The following is a 24,985-nucleotide window of genomic DNA, read 5'->3' on the forward strand; positions in this document are numbered from 1 at the left end:
GGTCACGCCAGCCCCGACGACCAGCAGAGGCCGGTACGGTGCCTACCGGCGCTGAATGCCTATTGGGCGAGCGTGGAGCGGACCGGCCGTCGGCCGGCGACCGGTGACGATCCGGCCCTTGGCCGGATTGATCCTGCGGACTCACGACCCCCTACCCCTTGAGTCCGCCGACGCCACGGAGCCCTCTGTGTCGCCCTGACGTGGCGGTTCGGCGCTGCCGGTGGGCTCCAATCCAGGTCGGAGCCCATGATGGAGTGCTCCGTGGACGTCTGGACGGAGCCCACTGTGGAACTGGTGGGGGTCGTCGCGGGGGACCTCGCCGGGGACTCGGGTCCCGCCGCACTCCTGCGCCGCGGTGGAGGGGGCGGGCAGGTTCCGCCCCTCCAGCGGCGAACGCGGCTGGGGAACACTGGCCGGTCTGGTGTGGACGGCCCGGTTGGCGGCCCGCACCGCGTCGGCTCGGCCGGCGATGCCCGGTGGGGCGGGCCGGGTGGTGAGGGTGAAGGCGGGGGTCTCTTCGCCGTCGACCACGAGGCGGGCCGCCGCGACATACGCGCCGAGGTGGGCGAGGTCGTGCTCGGTAAGGTTGGGGGCGACGTGGCGACAGAGGGCGCGGGCGTCCTCGGGGGACATGGTGAACCACACCTTGGTGCGGGCGTTGGCCGACACCGTCTCGCGCAGCTCTTTTCCGAGCTGGCCGAGGTGCTGGTGGGCGAGGACCATGGAGAGCCGGTAGCCGCGGGCCTCGGCCAGCATCTCGTCGAAGGAGCGCGGCAGGTGCAAGAAGTTCTGACACTCGTCGACCACCAAACTGGCGTCGACTCGGGCGGCTTGGCCGAGCCGGGCCCGATGCGTCGCGGTCTGCCACACCTTCGCCACGACGAACGACCCGAGCAGGCGGGCGGTGTCCTCGCCGAGGATGCCTTTGGGCACCCGGACGAGGCAGACGCCGCCGTCGAGGATCTTGCCCATGTCGAAGCTGGAGTCGGGGCGGCCGACGACCTGGCGGACGAAGTCGCGCAGCAGGAAGGCGCGCAGCTTGTTCATGAGCGGGCCGATGACTTGCGCCCGGTTGGCTTCGCTCATGGCCTCATACGACTCCCAGAACCCGCCGAGGCCGACGGTGTCGTCGGCCACGGTGGCGACCATCGGGGCGCGGAACTCCGCGTCGGCGAGGAGGCGGGGGACGTCGGCCAGGCTGGTCGACCCTCCGGTGGCCGCCGCGAAACGAAGCAGGGTGAGGCAGGCGGCGCGCAATACGTCGTCGGTGCGTGGTCCCCAGAAGGCGGCGAAGATGGAGCGGAAGATCCCGACCAGGTTGTCGACGACGAGGTCGGGGTCCGGTCCGGCGAGCACGTTGAGGATGGGCGCGGCGTCGGGGTCTTCGGGGTCGATCAGCACCGTGCGGGACTCCGCGCCGGCCGGCAGCCGGTCGCACAGGTCGGTGATCAGGTCGCCCTTCGGGTCGATCACCACCACTCCGCGCCCGGCCTCGATATCGCCAAGAACCAGATTGGTGAGCAGCGTCGACTTGCCCGAACCGGTGGCTCCCATGACGTGGAGGTGGTAGCGGGCGTCGGGGACCGCCAGGGCGACCGGTCGGCGCCCTCCGGCCTGGGCATCGCCCAGCACCTTCGGGCTCTGCACGTCCGTCGCCGCTGTTGCCAGCGCGGCGGGACGGGCGACGGCCGGTGGCGGGGCGACGGCCTTGGCCCCCGCTCGGGCCAGGCCGGGGACGGTCTGGTCGGTCGGCAGGTGCGCCAGGGCGGCCAGCTCGGCGACCGACACGAGGTCGCCGCGCCCGAGGCGCCGCTCGGCGAGGACCTGGGCGGGGTGGCGGAGGCGGTGGCGGTCGAGGCGGTTCCGCCCGGCGAACAGCGAGAACGCGGAGGCGACGGCGTGGGCTCGGCCCCGCAGCCGGGCAGCTGCTTGGCGGTCGGTGGCGGTGGTGGCTACGGCGTAGCGGACACAGATGGCCCAGCACGGCTGGGCGGCCTTGTCCAAGATGTCGGCCACGTCGGCGGACCGGGACGGGTCGGTGTTGGCCGGCTGGGCGCTGGGCCCGGGAGTGACCAGGTCGATCAGGCGGGCCGCTTTGGTGGCGGGCCGGCCGGCCCGCCGTGCGGCGGCGGCCTTGTGCAGTCGGGTGAGGCGTCTTCCGGTGACCGGGCGGGCCAGCATCTGTACGCAGGCTGACTCGCCCTCGCGCATCGCGTCGAGGGCGCCGAGGAGGGGGCGGAGGGGGTCGACCTTGTGCTCGGCGCGCAGCGGGTAGTGCTCGGGGAGGGCGAGGCGGAGGGTGCCGCCGGTCGCCACGCCTTCGCCGGCGAGTGGCGGCGCGGCGGGGATGGTCTCGGTGCGCGCCCCGGGCCAGGCGGCCTCGACGGCCCGCTCGACCAGGCCGGGCGGGATCGTGCCGGGTACCCACCAGGCGATGGTCAGGCCGGTGTCGGAGGCGGTGAGCTCGAAACCGAGGTGAGGCTGGCCGCCGAGGGCCCGCCGCCAGGCCGGGCGCAGCAGGGCGACCAGGTTGGTCCACAAGGTGGCGGCGCCCTGGGGGTCGACGTCGGGCGGGGCGAGCACCTGCACGAGGCGTGCACCCACGGCCAGCCGGCGGGCCTGGCCGCGTCGGACGAGGGCGACGGTCACGGCCAGGAGGAGTCCGGTCGCGGCGAGAGCCGGGCCGACGGTGACACCGAGATGGCCGGCCAGCGCGCCGAGATGGTGGAGCAGCCGGGCGGTCTCGGCGCCGGGATGGGCCAGGTAGCGGGCCAGCGGTCCCGTCACATTTGGAGATGGCGGCAGGCCTGCTGTTGGTGTGATGGCGGTCGGTTGGGGTGCGGGCACGGTCACGCGGGGAGGCTCCTTTTTTTCGAGGTCGTCACAGGTCGGGGGTGTCGTCGAGGGTTTGCTCGATCCCAGTTCGAGCGAGAAGGTCCTCGTCGGCGCTGGCCAGCGCGGTGAAGGCCACCCGGTCGACCCCGGCCGCAAGGAGGCCCTGGCCGCGGGCCGCGCCGAGCAGGTAGGCCCGCTCACCAGCGGACAGGCCGAACGCCTCAGCGAGAGCGTCGATGGTCTGGGGGGCTTGGCGGAGCAGGATCTGGGTGGCGGCGTTGGCGACGACGGCCTGGCCGAGCGGGCTGGCGAGGAGGTCTGCGGCGTCTTGGGTGACCACGGTCAGGCCGGCCCAGTGCTTGCGGGCCGACTTGGCCATGCGGAAGAGGAACTCGGCGCCGGAGGGGTCGGCCATGAGCAGCCACGCCTCGTCGACGACCACCAGCCGGCGTTTGCGGTTCGTGGGGTCGGACACCCGCCGCCAGATGGCGTCCAAGGTGAGCAGGGTGCCGACCGCTTTGAGCTCGCTCGGGAGGTCGCGGAGGCTGAAGACGACGAGGTGCCCTTGTGGCTGCGTGGTGGTCGGCCCGTCGAACAGGCCGCGGTGGGTGCCGGTGGTGAACGGGGTCAGGCGGGCGGCGAGCGTGCGGGCGGCGGGGTCGTCGTCGGCGTCGAGGGCGGCGGCCAGATCCCTGAGGAGCGGTGCGGGCCGGGCGTGGCTGCGGACATCGGCGGTGATCCCGACCGATTCGTAGGCGGCGACGATCCCCCGGTCGAGCGCCGCGGTGGCCGCCGGGTCGGGTTTCCCGCCGAGGAGAACGGCGATGAGGGTGTGGACGAACAGCGCCCGGCGGACCATCGCATCAGGAGCGGCGGCGCCGGGTCCGGGGGCGAGGTCGAAGGGGTTGACCCGCACCCCGGGGGCGCCGAGGTGGACGTAGGCGCCGCCGACGGTCTCGGCGAGGCGGCGGTACTCGTCCTCGGGGTCGACCACCGCGATCTCGATCCCCGCGTAGAGACTACGCAGGGCTTCGAGCTTGGCCAGGTAGGACTTGCCCGCCCCGGAGCGGGCCAGGATGACCGAGTTGTGGTTGTCCTGGGCGAAGCGGTCCCACAGCACCAGGCCCGAGCCGTTGGTGGTGGTGCCGTAGAGGATACCGTGGGTGGCCGACAGCTCGGCCGACGCGAACGGGAACGACGCGGCGAGGGCGTCGGTGTCGAAGCTGCGTCGCTGGGCGAGGGCGTCGACCCCGACCGGCAGGGTGGAGGTCCAGCCCTGGAGGGTGCGCCAGGTGGCCGGTTGGGCGTCGAGGAGCATCGAGGCGCACAGTGACTTGACCCGGGCGCACTCGGCCTGGAGCGCTTTCTCGTCTCTGGCGTGGACGGTGAGGTAGAGGCCGACCCGGAACAGCTTCTGCTCGCCGCGGGCCAGGCCGGCGGCGAGGTCGCGGGCGTCCTCGGCGGCGACCTCCACGTCGGGGTCAGCGAGCCGGCCCTTGGCGGCGTCGGCCCGCCGTCCCGATTCGAGGCGGGCCAGCTGGCGCCGCAGCCGCTCGGCAGCGATGTTGGCCGGGACCGGTGCGACGTGGACGGCGACGTCGAGGCGACCGGGGTGGGCGGTGAGCGGCTCCAGCCAGCCCCGGCCCACCTCTCTCGGGTAGCCGGTGACGGCGAAGCTGGCACACCAGCCGTCCCCGACCCGCAGCGCGCGGGGGTGGACCTCGATGGCGTCGGGGCCGAATGGCGATGCCGGCCGGCTGGCCGGTCGCGCGATGCGTGACAGCAGGCCGGTCACGGGTTCACTCGTTTCACGGGTGCGGTTCCTTTCGGGTGGCGGGCGAGGGTGACGGGTTGCTCAGCGCCATATAGACCAGCGCCATAGACGGCAGTCCCGGCGAGCCCGACGGGTCGCAGCTCGCCGGCCGGGTCGAGGGCACGGGCCAGGCACGTCGCCGTGTCGGGACCGTCGAGGGCGACAAGAGTGACCCCGGCCGCGCCGAGCGCGCTGGCGGCTTCGGCAGCCCGGCGCTGCAGCCGGGCCGTGGCGTCGGCGCCGATGTTGTTGGACGATGGGGGGTGGCGGAGCACGACGAGCACCTCGCGGCGGAGCAGGTCGCGCCGGTCGGCCAGCTCGGCGAGGAAGGCGGCATGGGCGCGTGCCGCGGACTCAAGGGCGGGGTGCGGGAGTCCAGGTGCGGCGTCGAGGAGGGCGTCGATGGAGGGCGTCAGGTCGACCGGCTCGGCCCGCACGAGGAGCTGGGCGGGCTGGTCGAGCCCGTTGAGCCAGCGGGCGAAGCCGGCCACCAGCGCCTCCTGCTCGGTCGGGGTGCGCAGGCTGAAGGTGACCGCGCTGGCCCGGCAGATGACCGCCTGCCCGTCGGGTCCGAGGTCGACGATCCCGTCGCCGCCGACCCCGGCGAACGGCAGGCGCAACGCCACCGGGGTTGGCCCGGGGTTGGTGGCGAGGAACGCCGGCGCGGCCGGGACGCCGTCGGGGGCGGGCACCAGCCGGTGCGGGGCGCGATGGTGGCGCCAGGCCGCGGTGACCCACCGGTCGGCCGCGATGCCTTCGAACCGGCCGAGCGCCAACATGGCGGCAGCCGCCCCGATCGGCAGCGCGAGCGCGCCGTACACGGCGGCGGGCACGAGGTGGCGGGTGGCTGCATAGCCGGCCCACAGCGCCACCGCGGCGACAGCGAGGATGGCGAGCTGGCGGGCGGTCAACCCGGCCAGCAGCTTGTCCGGCCTCTCGAAATCGGCGGGGATGCGGACGCGTCCGCGGCCACCGTCGCTATCACGGCGGGTGGTCACAGCCCGACTCCGGCGGCGAGGGCCTTGGCGCCCTTGTAGATGATCACGTCGCGCACCACCCGACCGACACCGGAGTGACCGCGCGAGCCGGAGAACACGAACCGGCTGACCCAGGATGGGATCTTGACCAGCACCCAGCACAGGCAGGCGGAGACGAGCAGGTCGACCAGCCCGCCGGTCGAGGCGATCCCGAGATTGGCCGGGCCGCCGGAGGCGAGGAACACCCGCAGCGCGGTGACAAGCACGAGGGACTGAGCGACTTGGACGGCGAGGACACCGAAGAAGGCACGCCACCACAGCTTCGCCAGTCCTTCGGTCTGGGGCAGGGCGTGGCAGACCAGGCAGATCGGGGCGGCCACGACGAGCAGGATCACGAGCGCCAGGCGCACCACGTAAGTGGCGAGCACCACCATGGCGAGCACGGCCACCACCCCACCGAGGAGCACCACGAAGATCCCGCCATCGGCCAGCGATCCGAGGACCAGCTGGCGGAGCACGACGGCGGCCCCCGACGGGTCGACGCCTTGGCCGAGCACGGCTTGGGAGAGCGAGTCGGCGGTCGAGATGGCGAGGCCGGCGAGGCTCAGGCTGGCGTTGACCGCGATGCCGGCAACCACGATGCGGGGCAGGATGTCTTTGATGGCGGTGCGGGTCTGGACGGTCTCATGCCCCATGACGATCGCCCCGCCGACCAACACGAACAGGACCAAGAAGGCATCCGCGATGCCTTCGGTCATCCGCCACAGCTCACCCACCCGGCTCTGGGCGGTCACGTTGGGGGTGGCGAGCAACGTGTGGCCGAGCAGGGTGAGGATCGGGTCGAGCGCCGCGGTGACGAGGTCTCGGAACCAGTTGTCGATGGCGGCGGTGATGTGGCCGGTGATGTCGAACAGTCCGGGCGAGGGTTGGCTGCCGCCGCTCACCGTCCCCCCGCTGCCCGGTGCCGGCACTGACGGGGTGGTGGTGTTACCGGGACCGACCTGGATGCCCGGCGGCCCCTCACCCGATGACCCGGGTGCCGGTGTGGTCGTGGCGGTGCTCGGGGCGGGGGTCTTGTCCGCGGTGAGCACGACCGCCGTTGCCCCTGCGGTGCCCGACTGAGGCGTCTGGGTGGCGGCGCCATACGCCTTGGCAACGTAGCCGCCGTGGCCGCCGAGGCCGAGGGCGAGCAGCACCACCAGGGTGCCGGCCGCTATGAGCAGGACTCGCCGTCGGGGTCGCCGGGTGTGCAGCAGGCGGGCCATGCTCAGCCGCCCACGATCGAGGCGAGGATCGACACCAGTAGCGGGGCCAGGATGGCGAGGGCGTAGCCGATGGCGGCGGACTTGAGGGCGATCTTGGCCTTCTCGACCTGGCCGGGGTCGCCCCCCGCGGTCAGGTAGCGCAGCCCGCCGATGGTCAGGAACAAGGTGGCGACCCCGGCCAGGATGCCCACGATCCAGTTGCGCAGGTTGTCGATCACCCCCGACAGCGTCGGGGTAGCGGTGCCCGCTGCGAAGGCCGGGGAGGCCAACATGACCAGCAGGGCGGCGCTGAGCGCGAGGACGAGCGGCAGGCGAGGCAGCAGGGCCCGGGCTCGACGGCCGGCCCGCTGGCGTCGGCCGGCCTGGATCGAGTGACAGGATTCGGGCGGACCTTTGGTGGTTGTCGGGTGGGTGGGATCTGTCGTGGCGTCCTCCTCGGTTCGGCCCCTGCGCGCTTGAGGCCAGGGCGCTCGGGGGTAGTACAGGGGGTCGTCCCGGCCGGTCCGGGTGGACCAAGGTGGGCACTCTCACCTCCTCGGTGGTGGGCTCGAGCGACGCTTGCTCGGTCGGCGGTCCATGGACCGGACCGGCCGGCGACAATCCCCACTAACAGAACACCCCGATTCGCCCGTTTTTTGGACATCGTCGAAGGGCGGATAGTCGTCACCGGTCACCCAGTCCCTGACCCGAGATTCAGCGCGACGCCGACGCTTGTGACACGCCCAGTAGCCGAGGTCGAGGTGATCGGCGGCCTCGGCAAGGTCGGTGTCCCCGATGCGGGTGGCGCTGATCAGCTCGGCGTCGGCCGCGCTGATCACCCCGGCCCGGACCGCCTTCGCGAGCACCAGGTCGGGGTGGCCCCACGGTCGGGGCGGGGCGGCCGAGACCGGCTCGGTGCCCGGCCGGGCTCGCTCGGCCATCTCGGCATGCAGCAGCCGGGTGGCGCCCTTGCGGGCCTGCCAGCGCAACCACGACGCCAGGCGGGGCCGGCCGGGCTGGCAGCGGGACACCGCGGCCAGAAACGCGGCGAGGGCCTCGGCCTCGATGTCGTCGGCCTTGCCCGGACACGCCCGCACGAGCGCCCTGACCGTGCGGCGCAGCCCGGGCAGGAGCACCCCCGCCAGGCCGACGGTCCACTTGCCGCCCTCGGCCTTCGAGAGGGCGACGAGCTCGTCGACGATGGCGTCGCGGACCTCGAAACGGGTGGAGGGGTGCAGGAGGCGGGCTTTCAGCTCCCCGAGCGGGATCGGCCGGTCCGGCAGGCCGGGGACGCCGGTACCGTCGAGGGCGAGCGGGTCGGGACCGGAGGTCAGGAGCGTGAAGGTGCGCTCCAAGGTGTCGAACGGTGAGTCGGTGAGGGGACGCTTGCGGGTGGGCATGGACGGGCTCCTTCGGTTTCGGAGCCGTGATCGCGCCACACGAGGTCCCCCGTTTTTCCCCCGCCTTTCCCCCACTCGGCCGCGCGGGCGACTCCCCCGAATTCGGGGGAGTCGCGGGGGACCCGACTCCCCCGCCTCGCGTCATCGCAGGTCAGCGCCGCGGGGTACTGGTCCCCCGCGCGCCGGGTCCTCGGGGTCAGGCAGCCCCGTGCGGCCGGCGAAAGAAATTCCCCGGAGCACCCTTGCGCCGGGCGCGGAGTAGTCCGCCATGACGACTACCACACAAGTGGGGTAGTCGTTCCCCCGCGTGTGGGGTAGTGCTCCAATGCGGCGCACAGGCCGCGGGGAACGGGCCGGGAGAGGGCCCCGCTGGGTCGTCGCTACCGATCGCCGACGATCTGGTAGCGGCGTGGCGAGGCGCTCACCAAGCGAATCTCGCCGGCGGCTTCCAAGCGAGCCAGCGCGTTGGAGACGGCACCCTGGGACCGCCCCAAGCCTTTCCCGACCTGAGTCGGTCCCAGGTCCTCACTGGGCCGGGCCGATAGGTACTCCCGTACCAGCGCGCCGAGCGCCCCACGCCCCAACCGGTCGGCGGAACGGGCCGCTCCCTCGGCGGGGGCGTCGCCCGTGTCGGCGGGTACCCCGTCAGGCTCGGCGGGCGGGTCTTCGACCGCCGCCGCGGTGGTGCTCCAGCGGTCGGCGAGCCGTCGGCCGGCCTCGCGCCCGCCCGGCTCCCGACGGGCCGCGCCCGCCGCTTCCAGCGCGGCGAGGTGCTTGGCCGCGGTGGACTGGCCGATGCCGAGCGCCTCGGCCAGCTCGGCCGCGCTCACCCTCGGCCGGGCGGCGAGGGCGTCGAGGACCTGGGTGGGTGAGACCTTCTGCGTGGTGGCCATAGTGGGCTCCTTCCGGTTCGAGTTGTTCGTGCCTCAGACGAGCTACCTCGGTCTCCGGGTCGATCTCAAGGCCATTCGCCCATCTCTTTCGCGCCACGTTCCACGGTCAATGAGCACGGGGATGATCGTGGCCGGTTGTCCAAAACGAGACCCGACAGGGGTGTTCTATAGGTGACGCTTGTTCGGTCGTGGGCCGCCCATGACCACACCCACCACCCACCGCAGTCCCACCCGTCCCACGCCATCTCGTCCAGCCGTGCCGCTCGCCGTCTGGCCGGTGGCCCAGACCTCCGCCCAGTACCAGCGCTCCGGCCGCTACCTGCCGGCGTGTTCCGAACATCCGGCCAAGATGCTCCCCGAGCTCGCCCGGCGCATCGTCACCGAGTACTCCGCCCCCGGCGCATGTGTCGTCGACGTGATGGCCGGCATCGCCACCACCGTCGTCGAGGCCGCCTTGTTGGGCCGGCGCGCCATCGGCGTCGAGGTCGAGCCCCGCTGGGTCGCGCTCGCGGAGGCGAACCTCGACCACATGCTCGACCTCGGCCAGCGCCCGCTCGCCGAGGTCCGCGTCGGTGACGCCCGCAAGCTCGGCGACGTAGCCGGCGACCTCACCGGCGCCGTCGACCTGGTCTGCACCTCACCGCCCTATGCCTGCGACGTCGGCAACATGGACAAGGCCAACTGGGGAGCCGGCGGCGACCTGTGCCCGAGCGACGCCCGGAACTACTCGACCGACAAGGACAACCTCGGCCACGCCCGCGGGGCGGTCTACGAGGCCGCCATGGCCGAGATCTACACCGGCTGCCACGCGCTGCTGCGTCCCGGCGGCATCCTCGTCACCGTCACCAAGCACACCCGCCGAGGTGGCCGAACCCTCGACCTGGCCGGCCTCACCAGCACCCTCGCCCGGGGGGTCGGGTTCGCCTACCTCGGCCACGTCGTCGCCCTCCACGCGGCGGTCCGCGACGGCGAGCTCGTGGCCCGCCCGTCGTTCTGGCAGACCACCCAGGTGTGCAAAGCCCGCAGCCGCGGCGAGCCCGCCCACGTCGTGATCCACGAGGACGTCCTCGCGTTCCGCAAGGCGGTGCCCGATGCCCATTGAGCTCCCGCTATCGGTCTGGCCGGCCGCCCAGCGCACCGCCCGCGCCCAGCGCTCGCGGCGGTACCTGGAGATCTCGGGCACCCACCCGGCCAAGATGCTCCCCGCCATCGCGGCGCGAGCCGTCGCCACCTACACCCAACCCGGCGACATCACGCTCGACCCGATGTGCGGCGTCGGGACCACCCTCCTCGAGGCCGTCCACCAAGGCCGCGACGCCATCGGCATCGAGTACGAGCCACGGTGGGCCGACTACGCCCAGGCCAACCTCGCCCTCGCCGCCAGCCAGGGCGCGAGCGGTCACGGCGAGGTCATCTGCGGCGACGGCCGTTCGCTCGCCAGCCTCATCGATCCCGCCGTCCGAGGCCTCGTCGCCCTGGTGCTCACCTCGCCCCCCTACGGGCCGTCGCTCCACGGTCGGGTCAGCGCCGTCCCCGGTCACGGCGTGCGCAAAACCCACGACCGGTACTCGACCGACCCGGCCAACCTGGCCCACGTCGGCCTCGCCGGGCTGCTCGACGCCATGCGTACCCTGCTACGAGGCGCCGCCCAGGTGCTGCGGCCCGACGGCGTGGTCGCCATGACGGTCCGGCCGTGGTGGCGCGACGGGCAGCTCATCGACCTCCCCGGCGCCCTCGCCCGCGTCGGCGAGGAAGCCGGTCTCGTCCTCTACGAGCGCAACGTCGCCCTCCTCACCGCACTTCGAGACGACACGTTGGTGCCGAGATCGTCGTTCTTCGCCCTCGAACAGGTCCGCAAAGCCCGCGCCCGCGGGCTGCCCCGCCTGGTCACGGCGCACGAGGATTTGTTGGTCTGGAGGCGCCACTAGTGGCAGCCGGACGGCGCAGCGTCCGACCAGGGCGGCGCGCCTACCGACAAGACGAGCTCGTGGTGCTGCCACCCATCGAGGTGCCCCTCGACGCCGAACACGAGCAGCGAGCCCTCATCGCCCTCGCCGACCTCTTGGCGCCGCTCTTCACCGCCGAGTCGTTGACGTCGGGCGACAGCGAAGGCCCGAGTGACGGGCCGCGGCGCCGAGGGCCGCCGTGAGCTCGTTCGGTGGGCACGTCGCATGGCCTTGACAGTCGGCGGTGATCGAGGTCTCCTTCGAGGCCCCAAGACCAGACCGCACAAGGAAGTCCACCCGTGAAGATCGCCACCTACACCAGAATCTCGACCGACGAGGCCCATCAGCCGTACTCCCTCGAAGCCCAAGCCACCCGACTGCGCTCCTATGTCGACAGCCAAGAAGACTGGGAGCTGGTCCGCACCTTCAGCGACCAGGCGTCGGGGGCGACCACCGAACGCCCCGACCTCGAACGAGCGCTCGCCGAGGCCCGAGCGCACCGCTTCGACCTCCTTCTCGTCTACCGGGTCGACCGCTTCGCCCGGTCGGTGCGCGGTCTGGCCAGCCTGCTCGAAGCGCTCGACGCCGCCGGTGTGGCGTTCCGTTCGGCCACCGAGCCGTTCGACACCGCCACCCCAGCCGGACGGATGATGGTCCAGATGCTCGGCGTGTTCGCCGAGTTCGAACGGGCGACCATCATCGACCGGGTCATCGCCGGCATGGAACGCAAAGCCGCCCGCGGCGAGTGGTGCGGCGGGGCGCGCCCCTACGGCTACCTCGTCGACCCGGCCACCGGACACCTCGTCGTCAACCCCGACGAGGCGCCTCTCGTGGCCGTCGTCTTCGACCGCTACGGCCGCAAGCGACACGGCGCCAAGACCATCGCCACCTGGCTCAACAAACACGGCCATCGCACCAAGGCAGGCAAGCCGTGGAACCACATGGCCGTGCTCACCGTGCTGCGCAACCGGGTCTACCTCGGCGAGGTCTTCTTTCGCGACACCTACCATCCCGCCCCCCACCCGCCGCTCATCGATCCTGAGACCTTCGACCTCGCCGGCCAGATCCTCCGGCTGCGAGGCGAGGAGTACGCCCATCGAGCGTCAAATTCCAGCGACTACCTGCTTGCCGGGCTCATCACCTGCACTCACTGCGGCAAGCGCTACATCGGCACCGCCGCGCACGGCAACAAGTACCGCTACCGCTACTACACCTGCTTCTCCCGCCACCGCTACGGCACCGCCACCTGCCCCGCCGAGCGGCTCCCCGCCGACCAGCTCGAAAGCGAAGTGCGCGGCTCGTTGCTGCGCACCATCTCGCGTCACGACCTCCTCGACGCTGCGCTCGCCGCCGGCCTCGCTCGTTCCGGGACCAAACGCCGACAGGACCAAGACGAGCTGGGCGTCGTCGATGCCGAGCTGGCCAAGGCCGAAGAAGCCATCGAGCGGTACTTCCTCGCCTTCGAGGCCGGCAGCCTGTCTGAGGCCAACTGCGGGCAACGCGTCCAGACCCTCGGAGGAAAGATCGCCACCCTCCAAGCCCGCCACAGCGAGCTGGCCTCGCTACTCGAAGCCGAGCGGGAGCCCATCGTTACCCAAGCGCACCTCGACCGGCTCCGCTGCCACGTTGTCGACACCATCGAGCACGGCGACCCCGAAGCCCAGAAAGGTCTCCTTCAAGCGCTGGTCGCCCGAATCGAGGTCGAAAGCCGTGCGTCAGTGCGCCCGTACTTCCGGGTACCGCTCGATGGAGGTGGCCTGACGGAGCCGAACCCTTCCGACCTCGGAAAGGTTCGACCACCGTCAGGGTCGGCGCTCCCGGCAGGACTCGAACCTGCGACGCACGGTTTAGGAAACCGACGCTCTATCCTCTGAGCTACGGGAGCTTGTGACCTGACCTGGGGTTTTAACGGTGCCCGATGGTCGACGTGAAGCCGAGCAAGCGCCGCGCGTCTAGGAACCGCCTGGGATTCTAGGGTTCACGACGTGCGGCCCACCAAGAGCAAATCCGGCGGGGGGTGTGGCGGCCGCGGGGAGTCACGGGCTACGACATCGAACGGTGCTGGTGAGCCCCTCCGCCCTGATGACAGCCTCAGCGGGAGCGGTGATGCTTCCCTTTCACAGCACCGACTCCGCCATGCCGACGACCGACTGCGGCGCTCGCCCGTGGGCGCCTCGATCAAGCCGCCTGCTCGCACGTGCACGTGACGGCTTTACGATGGTGCCGTGCTCGAAATCGACGAAGACGTGGCCAACCGGCGCGGCGAGGTGCTTGCGTCATTGCTGTCGCTGAACGACGCCTGGTCCTTCGCCGCTGCGCGCGAGGAGCAACACCTCGACGAGCCACTGCGCTCATTCAACGAGCTGCTCCGCCGGTGACCACGTTCGTCGACAAGGTGCTCCTCGTCGACGATGCACTCACTGCGGGTGGTGTCGAGCACGCCTTCGGGGGTGCCATTGCCTTGGCCTATGGCGTGCTCGCTCCCCGGGCCACCGATGACATCGACGTGAACATCAGCGCATCTGCCGACCGAGCGCGGGAGGTCCTTGCATGCCTGCCCGCGGCGGTCGACTGGGATATCGCTGATGTTGCAGCGGTCGCTCGGGACGGGCAGGTTCGCGTGCGGTTTCGAGAGGATCGGACCCCTCTCGATCTCTTCTTCCCTCAGCACGCGTTCCACGAAGCGGTCGCCGGCGCCGCCACTGGACGGCCTTTTGCCGGTCGTTTATTGCCGGTGATCAGCCCTACGCACTTGGCAGTTTTCAAGGTGCTATTCAATCGGCCCAAGGACTGGGTCGATATTGAGGCGATGCTGGTTGCCGGCACCGTCGACACCGCCGAGGCTCGGAACTGGCTCGCCGGGCTGCTCGGCACTGGAGACCCGCTTTTCCGACGCTTCGAGGACCTGGCGGCGTCAGCGCCCAGCGAGCAGGACGATATGGGCGCACCGCTGGTGGACTGGCGTCACCTCGGGTCCTGACGCTGGCGCCGAACCAGCGGTGCCGACGGAGCTACACCGGATGGGTGGTTCGAGGCGTGCTCGGCCGGCGGTCAGCGGGAGCGGGGGCCGTGGCGGGCGGGAAGGTCGCTACGGGCGATCCCAACGACCAGCCAGATCGCCACCCCAAACGCAAAGGCGAGGCACAGCACCGTCAGCAGCGGGTAGCCCAGCACCACTGGCCCGCCGCGGTGGTCCGAGAAGAGGGCGGCGGCCACGACGAACGACGCGATGACCACGCCCATCGCCACCCGGTTCGCCAGCTTCTGAGCGCCGCGCATCAGCGCGGCCTCGTTAAGGCCCTCGAGGTTGAGAGTCATGCGGCCTTCCGCCAGCGACTCGAGGACCTTGTTCAGCCGCCCCGGGAGCGCCTCGGCGAAGGCAGTCGCCTCGAGGGCGGCACTCATCACCTTCGACGGCGAGGCGGCCTGCAGCATGCGCCGGCGCATGATGCGCACGGCGTGCGACTCGATCACCTCGTCGACGTGCACGTCGGGGGCCAGGATGCGCACCACCTCGTCGAGGTTGAGCAGGGCCCGGGCCAGCATGCTCAGCTCAGGGCGAGGTCGTAGGCCGGAGTCGGCCGAGGCGACGGCCAGGTCTCGGAGGAGGGTGCCGGCGGCCATGTTGCCGACCGACGCCGCCGAGTGGCGCAACACGAGGTCGGTGACGGTCGCCGTCAGGCCCTCGCGGTCGAAGTCGTCGAGCCGTGATCCCATTGAGACGAGGGAAGAGGTCACTGCCTCGCCGTCCCTGTTCGCGACGCCCAAGAGCAGCCGCAGCAGGTGCTCTTGGACCTGCGGCGACAGGCGGGCCACCATGCCGAGGTCGATCAGGGCGAGCCGCCCGTCGTCGGTGAGCAGCACGTTGCCGGGGTGCGGGTCGGCGTGGAAGAACCCGTGCACCAGCATGGAGTCGAGGTAGGCGGAGATGAGCTGCTCGCCGAGGGGCGAGCATTCCATCTCCGCCCGAGCCACGTTCGGGATCGACGCCACGCTGCGACCCTCGACGAACTCCATGGTGAGCACTCGGGATGTTGTGAAGTCGCCGATGGGCCGGGGTACGACCAGCCGGTCGTACTCGCCGAGCTGCCCCCGCAGGATCTCGAGGTTGGCGGCCTCCCGGCTGTAGTCGAGCTCGTCGAGCAGCGAGCGGCGGAACTGCTCGGCCAGGTCGCCGAAGCCCATGCGGGCGGCCCGGTCGGAGTGACTGTCGAGGAAGTTGGCCAGCTGCTCGATCACGCTCATGTCGTCGAGAGCCTTCTGGCGGATGCCTGGCCGCTGGATCTTGAGGGCGACCAGCCGCCCGTCGCGGGTGGTGGCCTTGTGCACCTGACCGAGCGAGGCAGACCCGACCGGGGTGCGGTCGAACGACGTGAACGCCTTCGAGACCCGGACGCCGAGTTCGTCTTCGACCACCTTGATCGCCTCGTCGGCGGGGAAGGGCGGTACGTCGTCGCGCAGGCGGCTGAGCGCCTCGAGGTAGACCGACGGGAGGAGGTCGGCGCGCGTCGAGAGCAGCTGGCCCAACTTCACGAAGGTCGGGCCCATGCTGACGAGCTCAGTTGCCAGCTCCTCCGCATCGCGCTGCGTGGCGACATCGTCGGGCAGGTCGGTCTCGGGCTCGAGGCCGTCGGGCATGGCCGAGCCGCTCGAAGCGAGGCCCCGGTGCTTGAGCAGCAGGTGAGCCAGGGCTGTGTAACGGGGGACGCTTGCAACCCTCAGGGCGGACACGCTTAGGGCGTACCCACGCTTGAGCGGTTACGAACTCCCGTGTGTTTTGCCTCGCTTAGCGGGGGTCCGAAGGCACTGGCGGGCGACATGCGACGCGACGCCTGCATGCGGGCGACGTCCGAAGTGGAAACCCCCGACGGGGCGAGAGGCCAGCGCGGCTCATTTGGCCAGGCCGGCCGGCCCTCGCATCGGAGATCCTGGGTCACGGTCGAGGAGCGGCATCGGTCGACGCGTCTAGAACTGGGGGACATGGCAACACATCCCACGAAAAGTGTGGAAGCGAGGACGGACGCTCCCCCCTCTGAGCTTCGGGAGCGTCCCGCCGGGTCCCGCACAGCATCGGGCGGCGCATGACCCGGTCCGAAACGCGAAGATTGTGCTGCCGTCCGCAGCCGTAGCAGCCCGACGGCACCGCCGGCCGGCCGACGAGCAGGGGTAGCCGAAGTGCAGGACCGCAGATACACGCCGCACGAAGCGGGGGCGAGGGCTTCAGGCTCCATGCCCGGCGCGCATGCCGTCGTGCTGGTGCTGGCGACGATCGTGGCCGGGATCGGTGTGGGCGGGGCGCTCAGCCACACCGACAGCAGGACCGTCGGATCGGAGGTCGCGGCGCCGACCACGACCACCGTGTCCACGACGGTCCCCCGCCCAACCGTCGTACCCCTGGCCGCCATCACCTCGGCCAGCGCGGGAGTCGTCGACGTCAACGCCACCCTCGGCTACCAAAGCGCCCGCTCGTCGGGCAGCGGGATGGCTCTGACCTCCGACGGTGAGATCCTGACCAACAACCACGTCATCGAAGGCGCCACCTCGATCAGTGTGACCGACACGGCCAACGGCCAGACCTACCCGGCGACGGTCGTCGGCTACGGCGTGGCCAGCGATGTCGCGGTGATCCAGCTGCAAGGAGCGGCCGGCCTGGCGACGGTCTCGGTGGGGACGTCCCCGGCCCAGGTCGGCGACCCGGTGGTCGCGGTGGGCAACGCGGGCGGCGCCGGCGGGCGACCGGCCAGCGCGAGGGGAAGGGTCACCGCCCTCGGCCAGTCGATCTCCGCGGCCGACGCACTGTCAGGCGCCAGCGAGCAGCTCGAAGGGCTGATCGAGACCAACGCGGCAGTGGTGGCGGGATACTCGGGCGGTCCGCTGATCGACGCCTACGGGCGCGTCGTCGGCATGGACACGGCGGCCTCCACCGGTTACGTCCTCGGGGCGGACGCGACGCAGGGCTACGCGATCCCGATCGCTCGGGCCCGCCAAGTCGAGGATCAGATCCTCGCCGGGCGCAGCAGCTCGGAGGTGCACGTCGGGCCGACCGCGTTCCTCGGCGTGGTCGTGGCCTCATACGGCGACTCCGTCGCAGGGGGAGCCTCCGACGTCGTGGTCACCGTGGCGCCGAGGAGCCCGGCCGACCAAGCGGGGGTGTTCCCGGGGGCCACCATCACCGCCGTCGACGGCGCTCTGACCGCCAGCCCGGCGGCGCTCGCCGCCGACCTGCTCGCCGACCGCCCCGGGCAGCAGGTTTCGCTGGCATGGCGCGACGCCGGCGGCGGGGACCACACCGCGCTGGTCACCCTGGGGTCCGGGCCGCCCCAGTAGTACCGCTACCCCGAGGAGACACCCGCCGCCGGGGCGGCGCTCACAGGGACGCGCCCTCCCGCCGGGGGAAGCGCTCGTGGTCGATCGGACTGAACTGGCAGCTGCCCGGATGGTGCTCCGATAGCAAGCAGACCCGGCCTCGCCGCAGATCGATCGTTCCGCACCGATGCTCTCTGGCAGCCGTTAAGTCAACCGAGGTGTTGTGGGCGTCGCTCCGCTCGTCACCCTCTCGTTTCTGAACGATCCGCCACGGTCGCTCCACGACTGCCTCCTTCTGGCGGGCGCTCGGGGCGGCCCACCCGGTGCTTCCCAGTCCAGCACCGGTGGTGCCAACCGGCAAGGGCCGAAAGCCTCAAATGCCGGACGGATGGCCGGGGAGACGGGAACGGGCCGGGGCGCTTCACGCCACCCCGGCCCCTTTCCCAATCTCTTGTTTCCCAACCTCTCGCTGTTCCTAGAAGCTGGTGATTACCCCGCGCAGGTTGAGGCCGTTGCGCATGTCCTCGTAGCCCTGGTTGACCTGGTCCAAGGAGTAGGTCTTGGTCACCAACTCGTCCAGCTTCAGCTGGCCGGCCCGGTACAAGCCGAGCAGCCTAGGAATGTCGACCCGGGGGTTGGCCGAACCGAACAGCGAGCCGACCAGCTGCTTCTCCATGAGGGTCAGGTCCAGTGCGCTGAGGGAGACCTCGCTCTCCAGGGCGTTGTGGAGGTTGGTGACGACCACCCGTCCCCGCTTGGCGGTGATGGCCATGGCCTGCCCGATCATGTCGCCCTTTCCGAGCCCCATGGTCATGATCACCTTGTTGGCGTTGCGCCCCCAGGTGATGTCGCCGATCTGGGCGGTGGCTTCCTCGATCGACGCGAAAGCGTGGGTGGCGCCGAACTGCAGGGCCTTCTCCCGCTTCAGCTCCACCGGGTCGATGGCGAAGATGTGGCGGGCGCCGGCCAGCTTGGCGCCTTGCACCGCGTTGATGCCGATCCCGCCGATGCCGATGACCGCGACGTCCTCTCCGGGCTGGACGTCAGCGGCGTACACCGACGACCCCCATCCGGTGACCACTCCGCAGCCGAGGAGGCAGGCCTTCTCGAGAGGGATGTCGTCCTCGATCTTGATGCAGCTGGCCTCGTTGACCACCGTGCGCTCCGCGAACGTCCCGAGCAGGCACATCAGGGTCAGGTCCTGGCCTTGGGCGTGATGACGAGACGTCGAGTCGAACACCTGCGTGCCGATGCCCATCTGCGCGCCGTAGTCGCACAGGTTCTCGTGGCCGGAGGCGCAAGACGGGCAGCGTCCGCAGGCTGGGATGAACCCGAAGATCACCTTGTCCCCGGGCTTGAGCCAGGTGACGTGGGCGCCGACTTCCTCCACGATGCCGGCCCCCTCGTGGCCACCGATCATCGGCAGCGGGAAGGGCAGGTCGCCGGTCAGTACGTGCTCGTCGGAGTGGCACAGCCCCGAGCCGACCAGCTTGACGAGGACCTCCTGCTCCTTCGGCGGATCGAGCTCGATCTCCTCGACGCTCCAGTCCTTGCCGTACTCCCACATGATCGCGGCTTTGGTCTTCACTGCTCCGACCTCCATCGTCGTGCGCGGCGCTCGCCGCTACTAGGTATTCTTACTAGGTCTTCCTACTATGCCCGGCCCGCCTCGGCGGTCCGGGCCGCCAGAGCGTCGAGCAGCTCGGCTTGGACGCCGGCTTCCGGGCCGGCCATGGGCCGGTGCGCCCCGACGTGGGCCACAGCATCGGCAACCGTCAGTCCCAGGGTGACGAGGAGGCCGGCGGCGACGGTCCCGGCCCGGCCGATGCCCGCCCCGCAGTGGAGCAGGACCTTGCCGCCGCCGTCCAAGCGGCCGCGCACTTCCGCCAGCAGCGCGACCGCGTCTTCCAGGGACGGAGCGTGCAGGTCCGGGATCGGCCACCAAAGCGCACGGGCCGGCTGGTTGGCCCGCAGCCAGGCGACGTAGTCGGGGTACCGGCCGTTCAGCTCCCCCGCCTCGTTGAGGCAAACGACGGTGTCGGCGCCGAGCTCGGCCAGCGCCGCTTCGGCATCGGGGGCCACGAAGTGCTTGCCGCACAGCCACAGCCGGCCGGCGACCCGCTCGGGCAGCGGGATCTCGTCGGCGCCGCCGTGGAGGGCCCGACCGGTCGGCCATGTGCTCACCCGGCGGAGGCTACCGGCCGCCGAGGTGACCACCCGGTCCGTAGAATGCGGCTATGCCCACCGAGCGCATCGAGATCCAGCGGACCATCGCCGCGCCGGCCCACGACATATTCCGAGTGCTGTCCGACCCGCAGGGCCACGTCGACATCGACGCCTCCGGGATGCTGATGGACGCGACCGGCGAGCCGGTGACCGCGGTCGGCGACACGTTCGTCGTGCACATGGACCGCGAGGCGCTCGGCGACGTCGCGCTCGGCCTCTACGACGTGACGGTCAAGATCACTGCGTTCGAGGCCGACCGGGAGATCGCCTGGACGATCCTCGGGCGGGTGCGGCCCCAGATCGGGCACGTGTACGGCTACACCCTCAACCCGGTCGAGGGCGGGACGCTGGTCACCTCCTACTACGACTGGTCGGCGATCCACCCCGAGTGGAGAGAAAAGGCGATCTTCCCCGTGATCCCCGAGAACGCGCTGCGAGCAACGCTCGGCATCCTGGCCCGCACCGTCATCCGCCGCCCGGCTGCCTGAGCGGTCGGGCCGGCCGGTGCGCTCCACCCGTTACCTCGCGTGGGGTGGCATCGCCGGCCCGGTGGCCTTCACCGGCGCGTGGCTGACCGCCGGCGCGCTGCGCCCCGGTTACCGCCCGGTGGAGGACACCATCAGCCGCCTGGCCGCGTCCGGCGCCCCCAACCGATGGTTGATGACCGCAGGTTTCGTCACCTACGGGGTCGGACTTCCCCTCTACGCCCGGGCGCTACGCCACGCCGCGCCCGGCCCGGCGTGGCTGGCGGCGATCGGCACCGGGGTCGCCACCCTCGCCGTCGCCGCCGCGCCGCTCGCGGTCTCCCCTGCGCTCGACACTCTCCACGCCGTCGCGGCCGGGGCTGGCTACCTGACGCTGGCCGCCGTCCCGGTCCTCGCCGCCCGCCCGCTCCGACGGGCCGGGCTCGGCGCGGCGGCCGCGGTGTCGACTGCGGTGGCCGCCGGCTGCGCTCTGACCCTCGTGGCCAGCGTCGGGACGTCGGCTACCGGCGCCCTGCAGCGGGCCGGGCTCGGCGCCGGCCACGCGTGGGTGGCGGCCAGCGCGTGGTGGATCCTGGCCGGCCGGTCGCTGCCGGAACCGCCGCCTGCTCCGACCGGAGCGACCGGAGCGACCGGTGCCTGAGGTCCTCGGGCCGAGGGGGGCGTCGGCGCGGGGGCCCGAGCGGGCCCGCAGCTTCGGAGCGGTCGCGGAGGACTACGACCGGTACCGGCCCGGGCCGCCGGCCGACGCGGTCGGGTGGGTCCTTGGGCCGGGCGCGGCCGACGGTCTGGATCTCGGCGCCGGCACCGGGGCGGTGAGCCGCCACCTCGGGCGCACCATGCCCGGCACGGTGGTGGCGGTCGAGCCCGACGGGCGGATGCGGCGGGTCCTGGCCCGGCGCGCTCCGGCCGCCCGGCCGGTCGCGGCTGTCGGCGAGTCCCTCCCGTTCGCCGCCGCGAGCTTCGACGCGGTCGTCGTAGCGTCGGCGTGGCACTGGATGGAGCCGGCCCGGACCGTGACGGAGGTGGCGCGGGTGCTGCGCCCCGGCGGACGTTTCGGGGTCCTCTGGAACGGCGCGGATCGGTCCGCGGACTGGGTGGCTGATCTCCTCCGGCGGCCACAGCCCGATCAGGCAGGCCAGATCGATCAGGCAGGCCAGGCGGGTCGGGACGGCTGGCGCCGGTACCGGAGCGTCGTGCTGCCCGACGGGGCTCCGTTCGCTCCCCCCGAGACCGCTACGTTCGCCTGGTCGACGACGATGACCGTCGAGGATCTGGTGGGACTCGCCTCCACCTACAGCGGGATGATCACCCTGCCCGACGACGAGCGGGCCGCTGAGATGGCCCGCGTCCGTGCCGGCGCCCTGCAGATGATCGCTCCGGCCAGCCGCGCTGTCGTGGTCCCGATGGCCTGCCAGTGCTGGCGGGCGACACGGCTGTAGGCCCGTCGGTGCCACCCTCCGGTCGGGCTGGCGACCTCGACCCGCCTCACGCATTCGACACCGCTCTTCCCGTCGACGCTGCGCTAGGGGCGCTGCACGCCGCGCTCGCCTCAGACGGCGTCGCCGTCCTCCAGGCTCCGCCCGGGTCGGGCAAGACGACCCGGGTGCCGCTGACCCTCCTCGACCTCCCGTGGCTGGGCGACCGGCGAGTCCTGGTGCTGGAGCCGAGGCGGGTCGCGGCCCGGGCCGCGGCCCGCAGGATGGCCTCGACGCTCGGCGAGCAGCTCGGCGAGCGGGTCGGTTACCGGGTCCGCCAGGACCGGGTCACCGGTCCGGCCACCCGCGTCGAAGTCATCACCGAAGGGGTGCTGCTGCGAATGCTGCAGGCCGATCCGTCCCTGGAAGGGGTCGGCGCGGTGCTCTTCGACGAATGGCACGAACGCAGCATCACCGCCGACTTCGGTTTGGCGCTCACCCTCGACGCCCGCGCCGCGCTCCGCCCCGACCTCCGCCTGGTGGTGATGTCCGCCACCCTCCACACCGGGGCGGTGTCCGCCCTGCTCGGCGGGGCTCCGGTCGTCACCGCACACGTCACTCCGTACCCGATCCAGACGGTCTGGCTGGGCCGCCCGGCCGGCCGCGTCGAAGGGGCGGTCGCCACGGCAATCGGCCGGGCGCTTCGCGAGCAGGCCGGCGATGTGTTGGCCTTCCTGCCCGGCGCGGCGGAGATCCGCACCGTTGGCCGGTTCCTCGCGGAGGACGGCGGCGGCCTGGCAGCCCGGGGCGTCGACGTGGTGAACCTCCACGGCTCGCTGAGCGGCGCCGACCAAGACGCCGCCCTGCAGCCGCCGGCCCCAGGCCGAAGGAAGGTGGTGCTCGCCAGCGCGGTGGCGGAGACCAGCCTGACGATCGACGGGGTCCGGGTGGTGGTCGACAGCGGCCTGATGCGCGCCCCTCGCTTCGACCCGGCGTCGGGGATGACCCGCCTGGTGACCCTCCCGGCGTCGCGCGCCACCGCGGAGCAGCGCCGTGGGCGCGCCGGGCGCCAAGCGCCAGGTGCGTGCTACCGGCTGTGGTCGGAGGCCGAGCACCCGGGTCTGCCGGCCGCGCCTCCCCCCGAGATCCTGGTCGCGGACCTGGCTCCCGTCGCCCTCGGCCTGGCCGAGTGGGGCGCCGACGACCCCGCCACCCTGTCGTGGGTCGACCCGCCCCCGGCCGGTCCGCTGGCCGCCGCCCGCACGCTGCTGGCAGAGCTCGGCGCTCTCCACGACGGGCGGATCACCGCCCACGGGCGGGACATGGCCCGTCTCGGGGTCCATCCCCGCCTGGCTCACTTGTTGCTGCGGGCCGGTGTCGAGACCCGCCTGGCCTGCGAGGTGGCGGCCGTGTTGAGCGACGGGGACCCGCTCCGCGGGGACGGCCGCGGCGGGCCCGGCGCCCGCGACGTCGACCTGGCGGCCAGGGTGGAGGCGCTGCGGCGGGGCCGGGCCCCTCAGCACGCGGCCACCGCCCGGCGCCTCGCCGACTTGGTCGGGGTCGGTCCCGAGACCCGCAGCGCCCCGGACGGCGGCGACGGCCGACTAGAGCGCAGAGGCCCAGCAGAGCACGGAGACGCCGGGAGACGCGGCCGGGGGGTGGTGGTGGTGGCCTCCGAGGACGTCGGCCGGCTGGTGGCGCTGGCGTACCCCGACCGGGTGGGCCGGCTCCGGGACGGCCGGCCGGGTCACTGGCTGCTACGCAACGGGCGGGGGGCGTGGACCGCCGACACCGACCCGATGGCCGCCGCGACCTGGGTGGTGGCCGCCGATCTCGACGGCGACCGGCGCGACGCTCGGATCTGGCTCGGCGCGCCCCTGCACCCCGATGACGTCGAGGAGCTCTTCGGCCCCGACTTCCTCACCGTCGACCGGGCCGGGTGGGACCGCCAGTCCGGCGATGTCGTCGCCGTCCGGGAACGTCGCCTCGGCGCCATCACCGTGTCGAGCACACCGCTTCGCGACCTGCCCCCGGGCCTGGCGGTCGCCGGCCTGATCGAGGGGGTACGGGCCGGCGGGATCGGCATGCTGCCCTGGACCCGGGACCTCGACGCCGTCCGGGACCGGGTGGCCTTCGCCCGCCGCGTCGATCCCGGGGCGTGGACCGATGTCAGCGACGCGGCGCTGCTCGAGGACCTCGACTCGTGGTTGACGCCGTGGCTCGAAGCCCTCGCTGCCAGCGGCCGGCCGCTGCGGCGAGGCGACCTGTCCCGGCTGGCCCTCGGCGACGCCCTCTGGTCCCGGATCGGCTGGTCCCGGCGCGCCGAGCTCGACGCGGTCGCGCCGACCCATCTGCAGGTCCCGAGCGGACAGCGCCACCGCATCGCCTACCCAGCGGATGGGCCGCCGACCGTCGAGGTGCGCCTGCAGGAGCTGTTCGGATCGGCGGTCACGCCGACCGTCGCCGGCGGCCGGGTGCCGGTGCTTTTGCGCCTCACCTCGCCGGCCGGTCGCCCGGTGCAGGTCACCTCCGACCTGGCCAGCTTCTGGGCCAACGGGTACCCGCAGGTGAGGGGAGAGCTACGGGCCCGCTACCCGCGCCATCCGTGGCCGGAGGATCCCCGCGCCGCGACGCCGACTAGCCGGGCCGCTCCCCGCCGCCGGCGGTAGCCGTCGGCGCGCAGCCCGAACCCGCCGGTCCGGCACGGCCCCGGCGCTCCGCCCGGCGATCGCCGCTCGAGGCTCAGCCCGGCGACTCGACCCCGAGGCTCACGCCGGCGTCGACCGGCACCGCCAGCTCGGCGACGGCCCGGGACAGGTCCTCGGGGAGCATCGGCTTGCTCATGAACCTCGCCGCGCCGGCACGTAGGCAGCGGTCGCGCACCGACGGGTCGCCGAAGCCGGTCAGGATCAGCACCTGCGTGGTACTTCTTTACCGGGTCGGGGGCCTCGGAGAGGAGCATCCACCACCTGGGCGACGCAGTGAGGTGGGCATGCAGCGGGCGGAGCCGAGTGATCGGGTCGTGTTCTGTGGCGCCTGCAAGCGACGACAACCTGGCGGGAAGGATCGCCCAGCTGGAAGCGGTCGTAGCGAAGCTGCAGGCGGAGATGGCCCGCAAGGACGGGGCGTTGATCTGGCAGAAGGACCGGATCGCCGAGCTTGAGAAAAGACTGGCGAGGCGCACGGCCGCCACGGTCAGCGGGCGGTGCCACCCGGCGTGCCGGATAGGGATCTGGTGGCTGCGCTGCCGGAGTGCTGTCCCGACTGCGGCGGCGAGGTCTGCCACGACCACGACGAGGAGCAGTGGCAGGCGGAGGTCGGCCACTTCGACTACGACATCGTCTCCGGACCGGCAAACCCGCTCGGGATCCGCATGCAGGTCATCAGGCGGGGGGATAGGGCGACGAGCAGCGTGACGCTCGGGCCGGCCTTCGAGGGTCCGCCG

21 protein-coding genes, 1 tRNA gene and 1 pseudogene are annotated in these 24,985 nt (G+C 72.2%); 11 read left to right on the forward strand and 12 right to left on the reverse strand.

Features of this window, described 5'->3' with window-relative positions:
* Nucleotides 1-141: 141 nt before the first annotated feature.
* The 7 genes from K6U06_RS23555 to K6U06_RS23585 all read right to left on the reverse strand — a co-directional run bounded on the left by K6U06_RS23555 (nt 142) and on the right by K6U06_RS23585 (nt 9,162).
* On the reverse strand, nt 142-2,853 hold the full coding sequence (locus K6U06_RS23555) for a helicase HerA domain-containing protein (RefSeq protein ID WP_262324433.1): 2,712 nt from the start codon (nt 2,851-2,853) through the stop codon (nt 142-144).
* Between the two features lie 28 nt (nt 2,854-2,881).
* Complete coding sequence (locus K6U06_RS23560) at nt 2,882-4,630, reverse strand: VirB4 family type IV secretion system protein (RefSeq protein ID WP_262324434.1); 1,749 nt, start codon at nt 4,628-4,630, stop codon at nt 2,882-2,884.
* A complete protein-coding gene (locus K6U06_RS23565) occupies nt 4,627-5,646 on the reverse strand; it encodes a PrgI family protein (RefSeq protein WP_262324435.1) in 1,020 nt (339 codons plus the stop codon). The genes K6U06_RS23560 and K6U06_RS23565 overlap by 4 nt, the downstream gene beginning before the upstream one ends.
* Nucleotides 5,643-6,890 carry a conjugal transfer protein TrbL family protein gene (locus tag K6U06_RS23570; RefSeq protein ID WP_262324436.1) on the reverse strand — a complete coding sequence of 416 codons (1,248 nt, stop codon included), beginning with the start codon at nt 6,888-6,890 and terminating at the stop codon, nt 5,643-5,645. The genes K6U06_RS23565 and K6U06_RS23570 overlap by 4 nt, the downstream gene beginning before the upstream one ends.
* 2 nt (nt 6,891-6,892) lie before the next feature.
* Nucleotides 6,893-7,162: a pilin gene (locus tag K6U06_RS24900; protein WP_410051139.1), complete on the reverse strand. Its 270-nt coding sequence runs from the start codon at nt 7,160-7,162 to the stop codon at nt 6,893-6,895.
* Nucleotides 7,163-7,417: 255 nt separating this feature from the next.
* Nucleotides 7,418-8,269, reverse strand: coding sequence for a sigma factor (locus K6U06_RS23580; protein ID WP_262324437.1), 852 nt, complete (start codon nt 8,267-8,269; stop codon nt 7,418-7,420).
* Nucleotides 8,270-8,649: 380 nt separating this feature from the next.
* Nucleotides 8,650-9,162 carry a MarR family transcriptional regulator gene (locus tag K6U06_RS23585; RefSeq protein WP_262324438.1) on the reverse strand — a complete coding sequence of 171 codons (513 nt, stop codon included), beginning with the start codon at nt 9,160-9,162 and terminating at the stop codon, nt 8,650-8,652.
* Nucleotides 9,163-9,418: 256 nt separating this feature from the next.
* Here K6U06_RS23585 and K6U06_RS23590 point away from each other — a divergent pair, with 256 nt between their 5' ends.
* From K6U06_RS23590 to K6U06_RS24905, 3 genes and pseudogenes are all read left to right on the forward strand, one after another.
* Nucleotides 9,419-10,264, forward strand: coding sequence for a TRM11 family SAM-dependent methyltransferase (locus K6U06_RS23590; protein WP_262324439.1), 846 nt, complete (start codon nt 9,419-9,421; stop codon nt 10,262-10,264).
* Nucleotides 10,254-11,090: a TRM11 family SAM-dependent methyltransferase gene (locus K6U06_RS23595; protein ID WP_262324440.1), complete on the forward strand. Its 837-nt coding sequence runs from the start codon at nt 10,254-10,256 to the stop codon at nt 11,088-11,090. The genes K6U06_RS23590 and K6U06_RS23595 overlap by 11 nt, the downstream gene beginning before the upstream one ends.
* Before the next feature lie 317 nt (nt 11,091-11,407).
* Nucleotides 11,408-12,340 (forward strand): annotated as a pseudogene (locus K6U06_RS24905) (recombinase family protein); the annotation flags it as partial.
* 580 nt (nt 12,341-12,920) lie between these two features.
* Here the strand turns inward: K6U06_RS24905 and K6U06_RS23610 are convergent.
* Nucleotides 12,921-12,993: transfer RNA gene (locus tag K6U06_RS23610), tRNA-Arg, on the reverse strand.
* Between the two features lie 340 nt (nt 12,994-13,333).
* Here K6U06_RS23610 and K6U06_RS23615 point away from each other — a divergent pair.
* The gene (locus K6U06_RS23615) at nt 13,334-13,486 is read left to right on the forward strand and encodes a hypothetical protein (protein ID WP_262324443.1); all 153 of its coding nucleotides are present in this window, start codon (nt 13,334-13,336) and stop codon (nt 13,484-13,486) included.
* Nucleotides 13,483-14,088: a hypothetical protein gene (locus K6U06_RS23620; protein WP_262324444.1), complete on the forward strand. Its 606-nt coding sequence runs from the start codon at nt 13,483-13,485 to the stop codon at nt 14,086-14,088. Before K6U06_RS23615 ends, K6U06_RS23620 begins: the two co-directional genes overlap by 4 nt.
* A gap of 71 nt (nt 14,089-14,159) precedes the next feature.
* On the opposite strand, the gene K6U06_RS23625 is transcribed toward K6U06_RS23620, so the two are convergent.
* Nucleotides 14,160-15,839 carry an ABC1 kinase family protein gene (locus K6U06_RS23625; protein ID WP_262324445.1) on the reverse strand — a complete coding sequence of 560 codons (1,680 nt, stop codon included), beginning with the start codon at nt 15,837-15,839 and terminating at the stop codon, nt 14,160-14,162.
* A gap of 498 nt (nt 15,840-16,337) precedes the next feature.
* Here K6U06_RS23625 and K6U06_RS23630 point away from each other — a divergent pair, with 498 nt between their 5' ends.
* Nucleotides 16,338-17,435: a S1C family serine protease gene (locus tag K6U06_RS23630; protein WP_262324446.1), complete on the forward strand. Its 1,098-nt coding sequence runs from the start codon at nt 16,338-16,340 to the stop codon at nt 17,433-17,435.
* A 454-nt stretch (nt 17,436-17,889) separates the two neighbouring features.
* Here the strand turns inward: K6U06_RS23630 and K6U06_RS23635 are convergent, their stop codons facing one another.
* Both K6U06_RS23635 and K6U06_RS23640 read right to left on the reverse strand, forming a co-directional pair.
* Nucleotides 17,890-19,002, reverse strand: coding sequence for an NDMA-dependent alcohol dehydrogenase (locus K6U06_RS23635; RefSeq protein ID WP_262324447.1), 1,113 nt, complete (start codon nt 19,000-19,002; stop codon nt 17,890-17,892).
* 65 nt (nt 19,003-19,067) lie between these two features.
* Entirely contained in the window at nt 19,068-19,598 is a 531-nt protein-coding gene (locus tag K6U06_RS23640) for a hypothetical protein (protein WP_262324448.1), read from the reverse strand.
* 53 nt (nt 19,599-19,651) lie between these two features.
* On the opposite strand from K6U06_RS23640, the gene K6U06_RS23645 reads away from it, so the two are divergent.
* Genes K6U06_RS23645 through hrpB form a run of 4 tightly spaced genes read left to right on the forward strand, consistent with a single transcriptional unit; the run spans nt 19,652 to nt 24,209 of the window.
* The gene (locus K6U06_RS23645) at nt 19,652-20,128 is read left to right on the forward strand and encodes an SRPBCC family protein (protein WP_262324449.1); all 477 of its coding nucleotides are present in this window, start codon (nt 19,652-19,654) and stop codon (nt 20,126-20,128) included.
* A 16-nt stretch (nt 20,129-20,144) separates the two neighbouring features.
* Nucleotides 20,145-20,765, forward strand: coding sequence for a DUF998 domain-containing protein (locus tag K6U06_RS23650; RefSeq protein WP_262324450.1), 621 nt, complete (start codon nt 20,145-20,147; stop codon nt 20,763-20,765).
* Nucleotides 20,758-21,564 carry a class I SAM-dependent methyltransferase gene (locus K6U06_RS23655; protein ID WP_262324451.1) on the forward strand — a complete coding sequence of 269 codons (807 nt, stop codon included), beginning with the start codon at nt 20,758-20,760 and terminating at the stop codon, nt 21,562-21,564. The genes K6U06_RS23650 and K6U06_RS23655 overlap by 8 nt, the downstream gene beginning before the upstream one ends.
* Before the next feature lie 8 nt (nt 21,565-21,572).
* Nucleotides 21,573-24,209 (forward strand): ATP-dependent helicase HrpB, encoded by a 2,637-nt coding sequence (hrpB, locus tag K6U06_RS23660; protein ID WP_262324452.1) that lies wholly within the window; start codon nt 21,573-21,575, stop codon nt 24,207-24,209.
* A 73-nt stretch (nt 24,210-24,282) separates the two neighbouring features.
* Here hrpB and K6U06_RS23665 read toward each other — a convergent pair whose 3' ends face one another.
* Nucleotides 24,283-24,456, reverse strand: coding sequence for a hypothetical protein (locus K6U06_RS23665; protein WP_262324453.1), 174 nt, complete (start codon nt 24,454-24,456; stop codon nt 24,283-24,285).
* Nucleotides 24,457-24,775: 319 nt separating this feature from the next.
* On the opposite strand from K6U06_RS23665, the gene K6U06_RS23670 reads away from it, so the two are divergent.
* On the forward strand, nt 24,776-24,985 hold a 210-nt coding region (locus tag K6U06_RS23670; RefSeq protein ID WP_262324454.1), incomplete at its 3' end, for a hypothetical protein.

This window comes from Acidiferrimicrobium sp. IK, from assembly GCF_025499425.1.
GTDB lineage: Bacteria > Actinomycetota > Acidimicrobiia > Acidimicrobiales > Palsa-688 > Acidiferrimicrobium.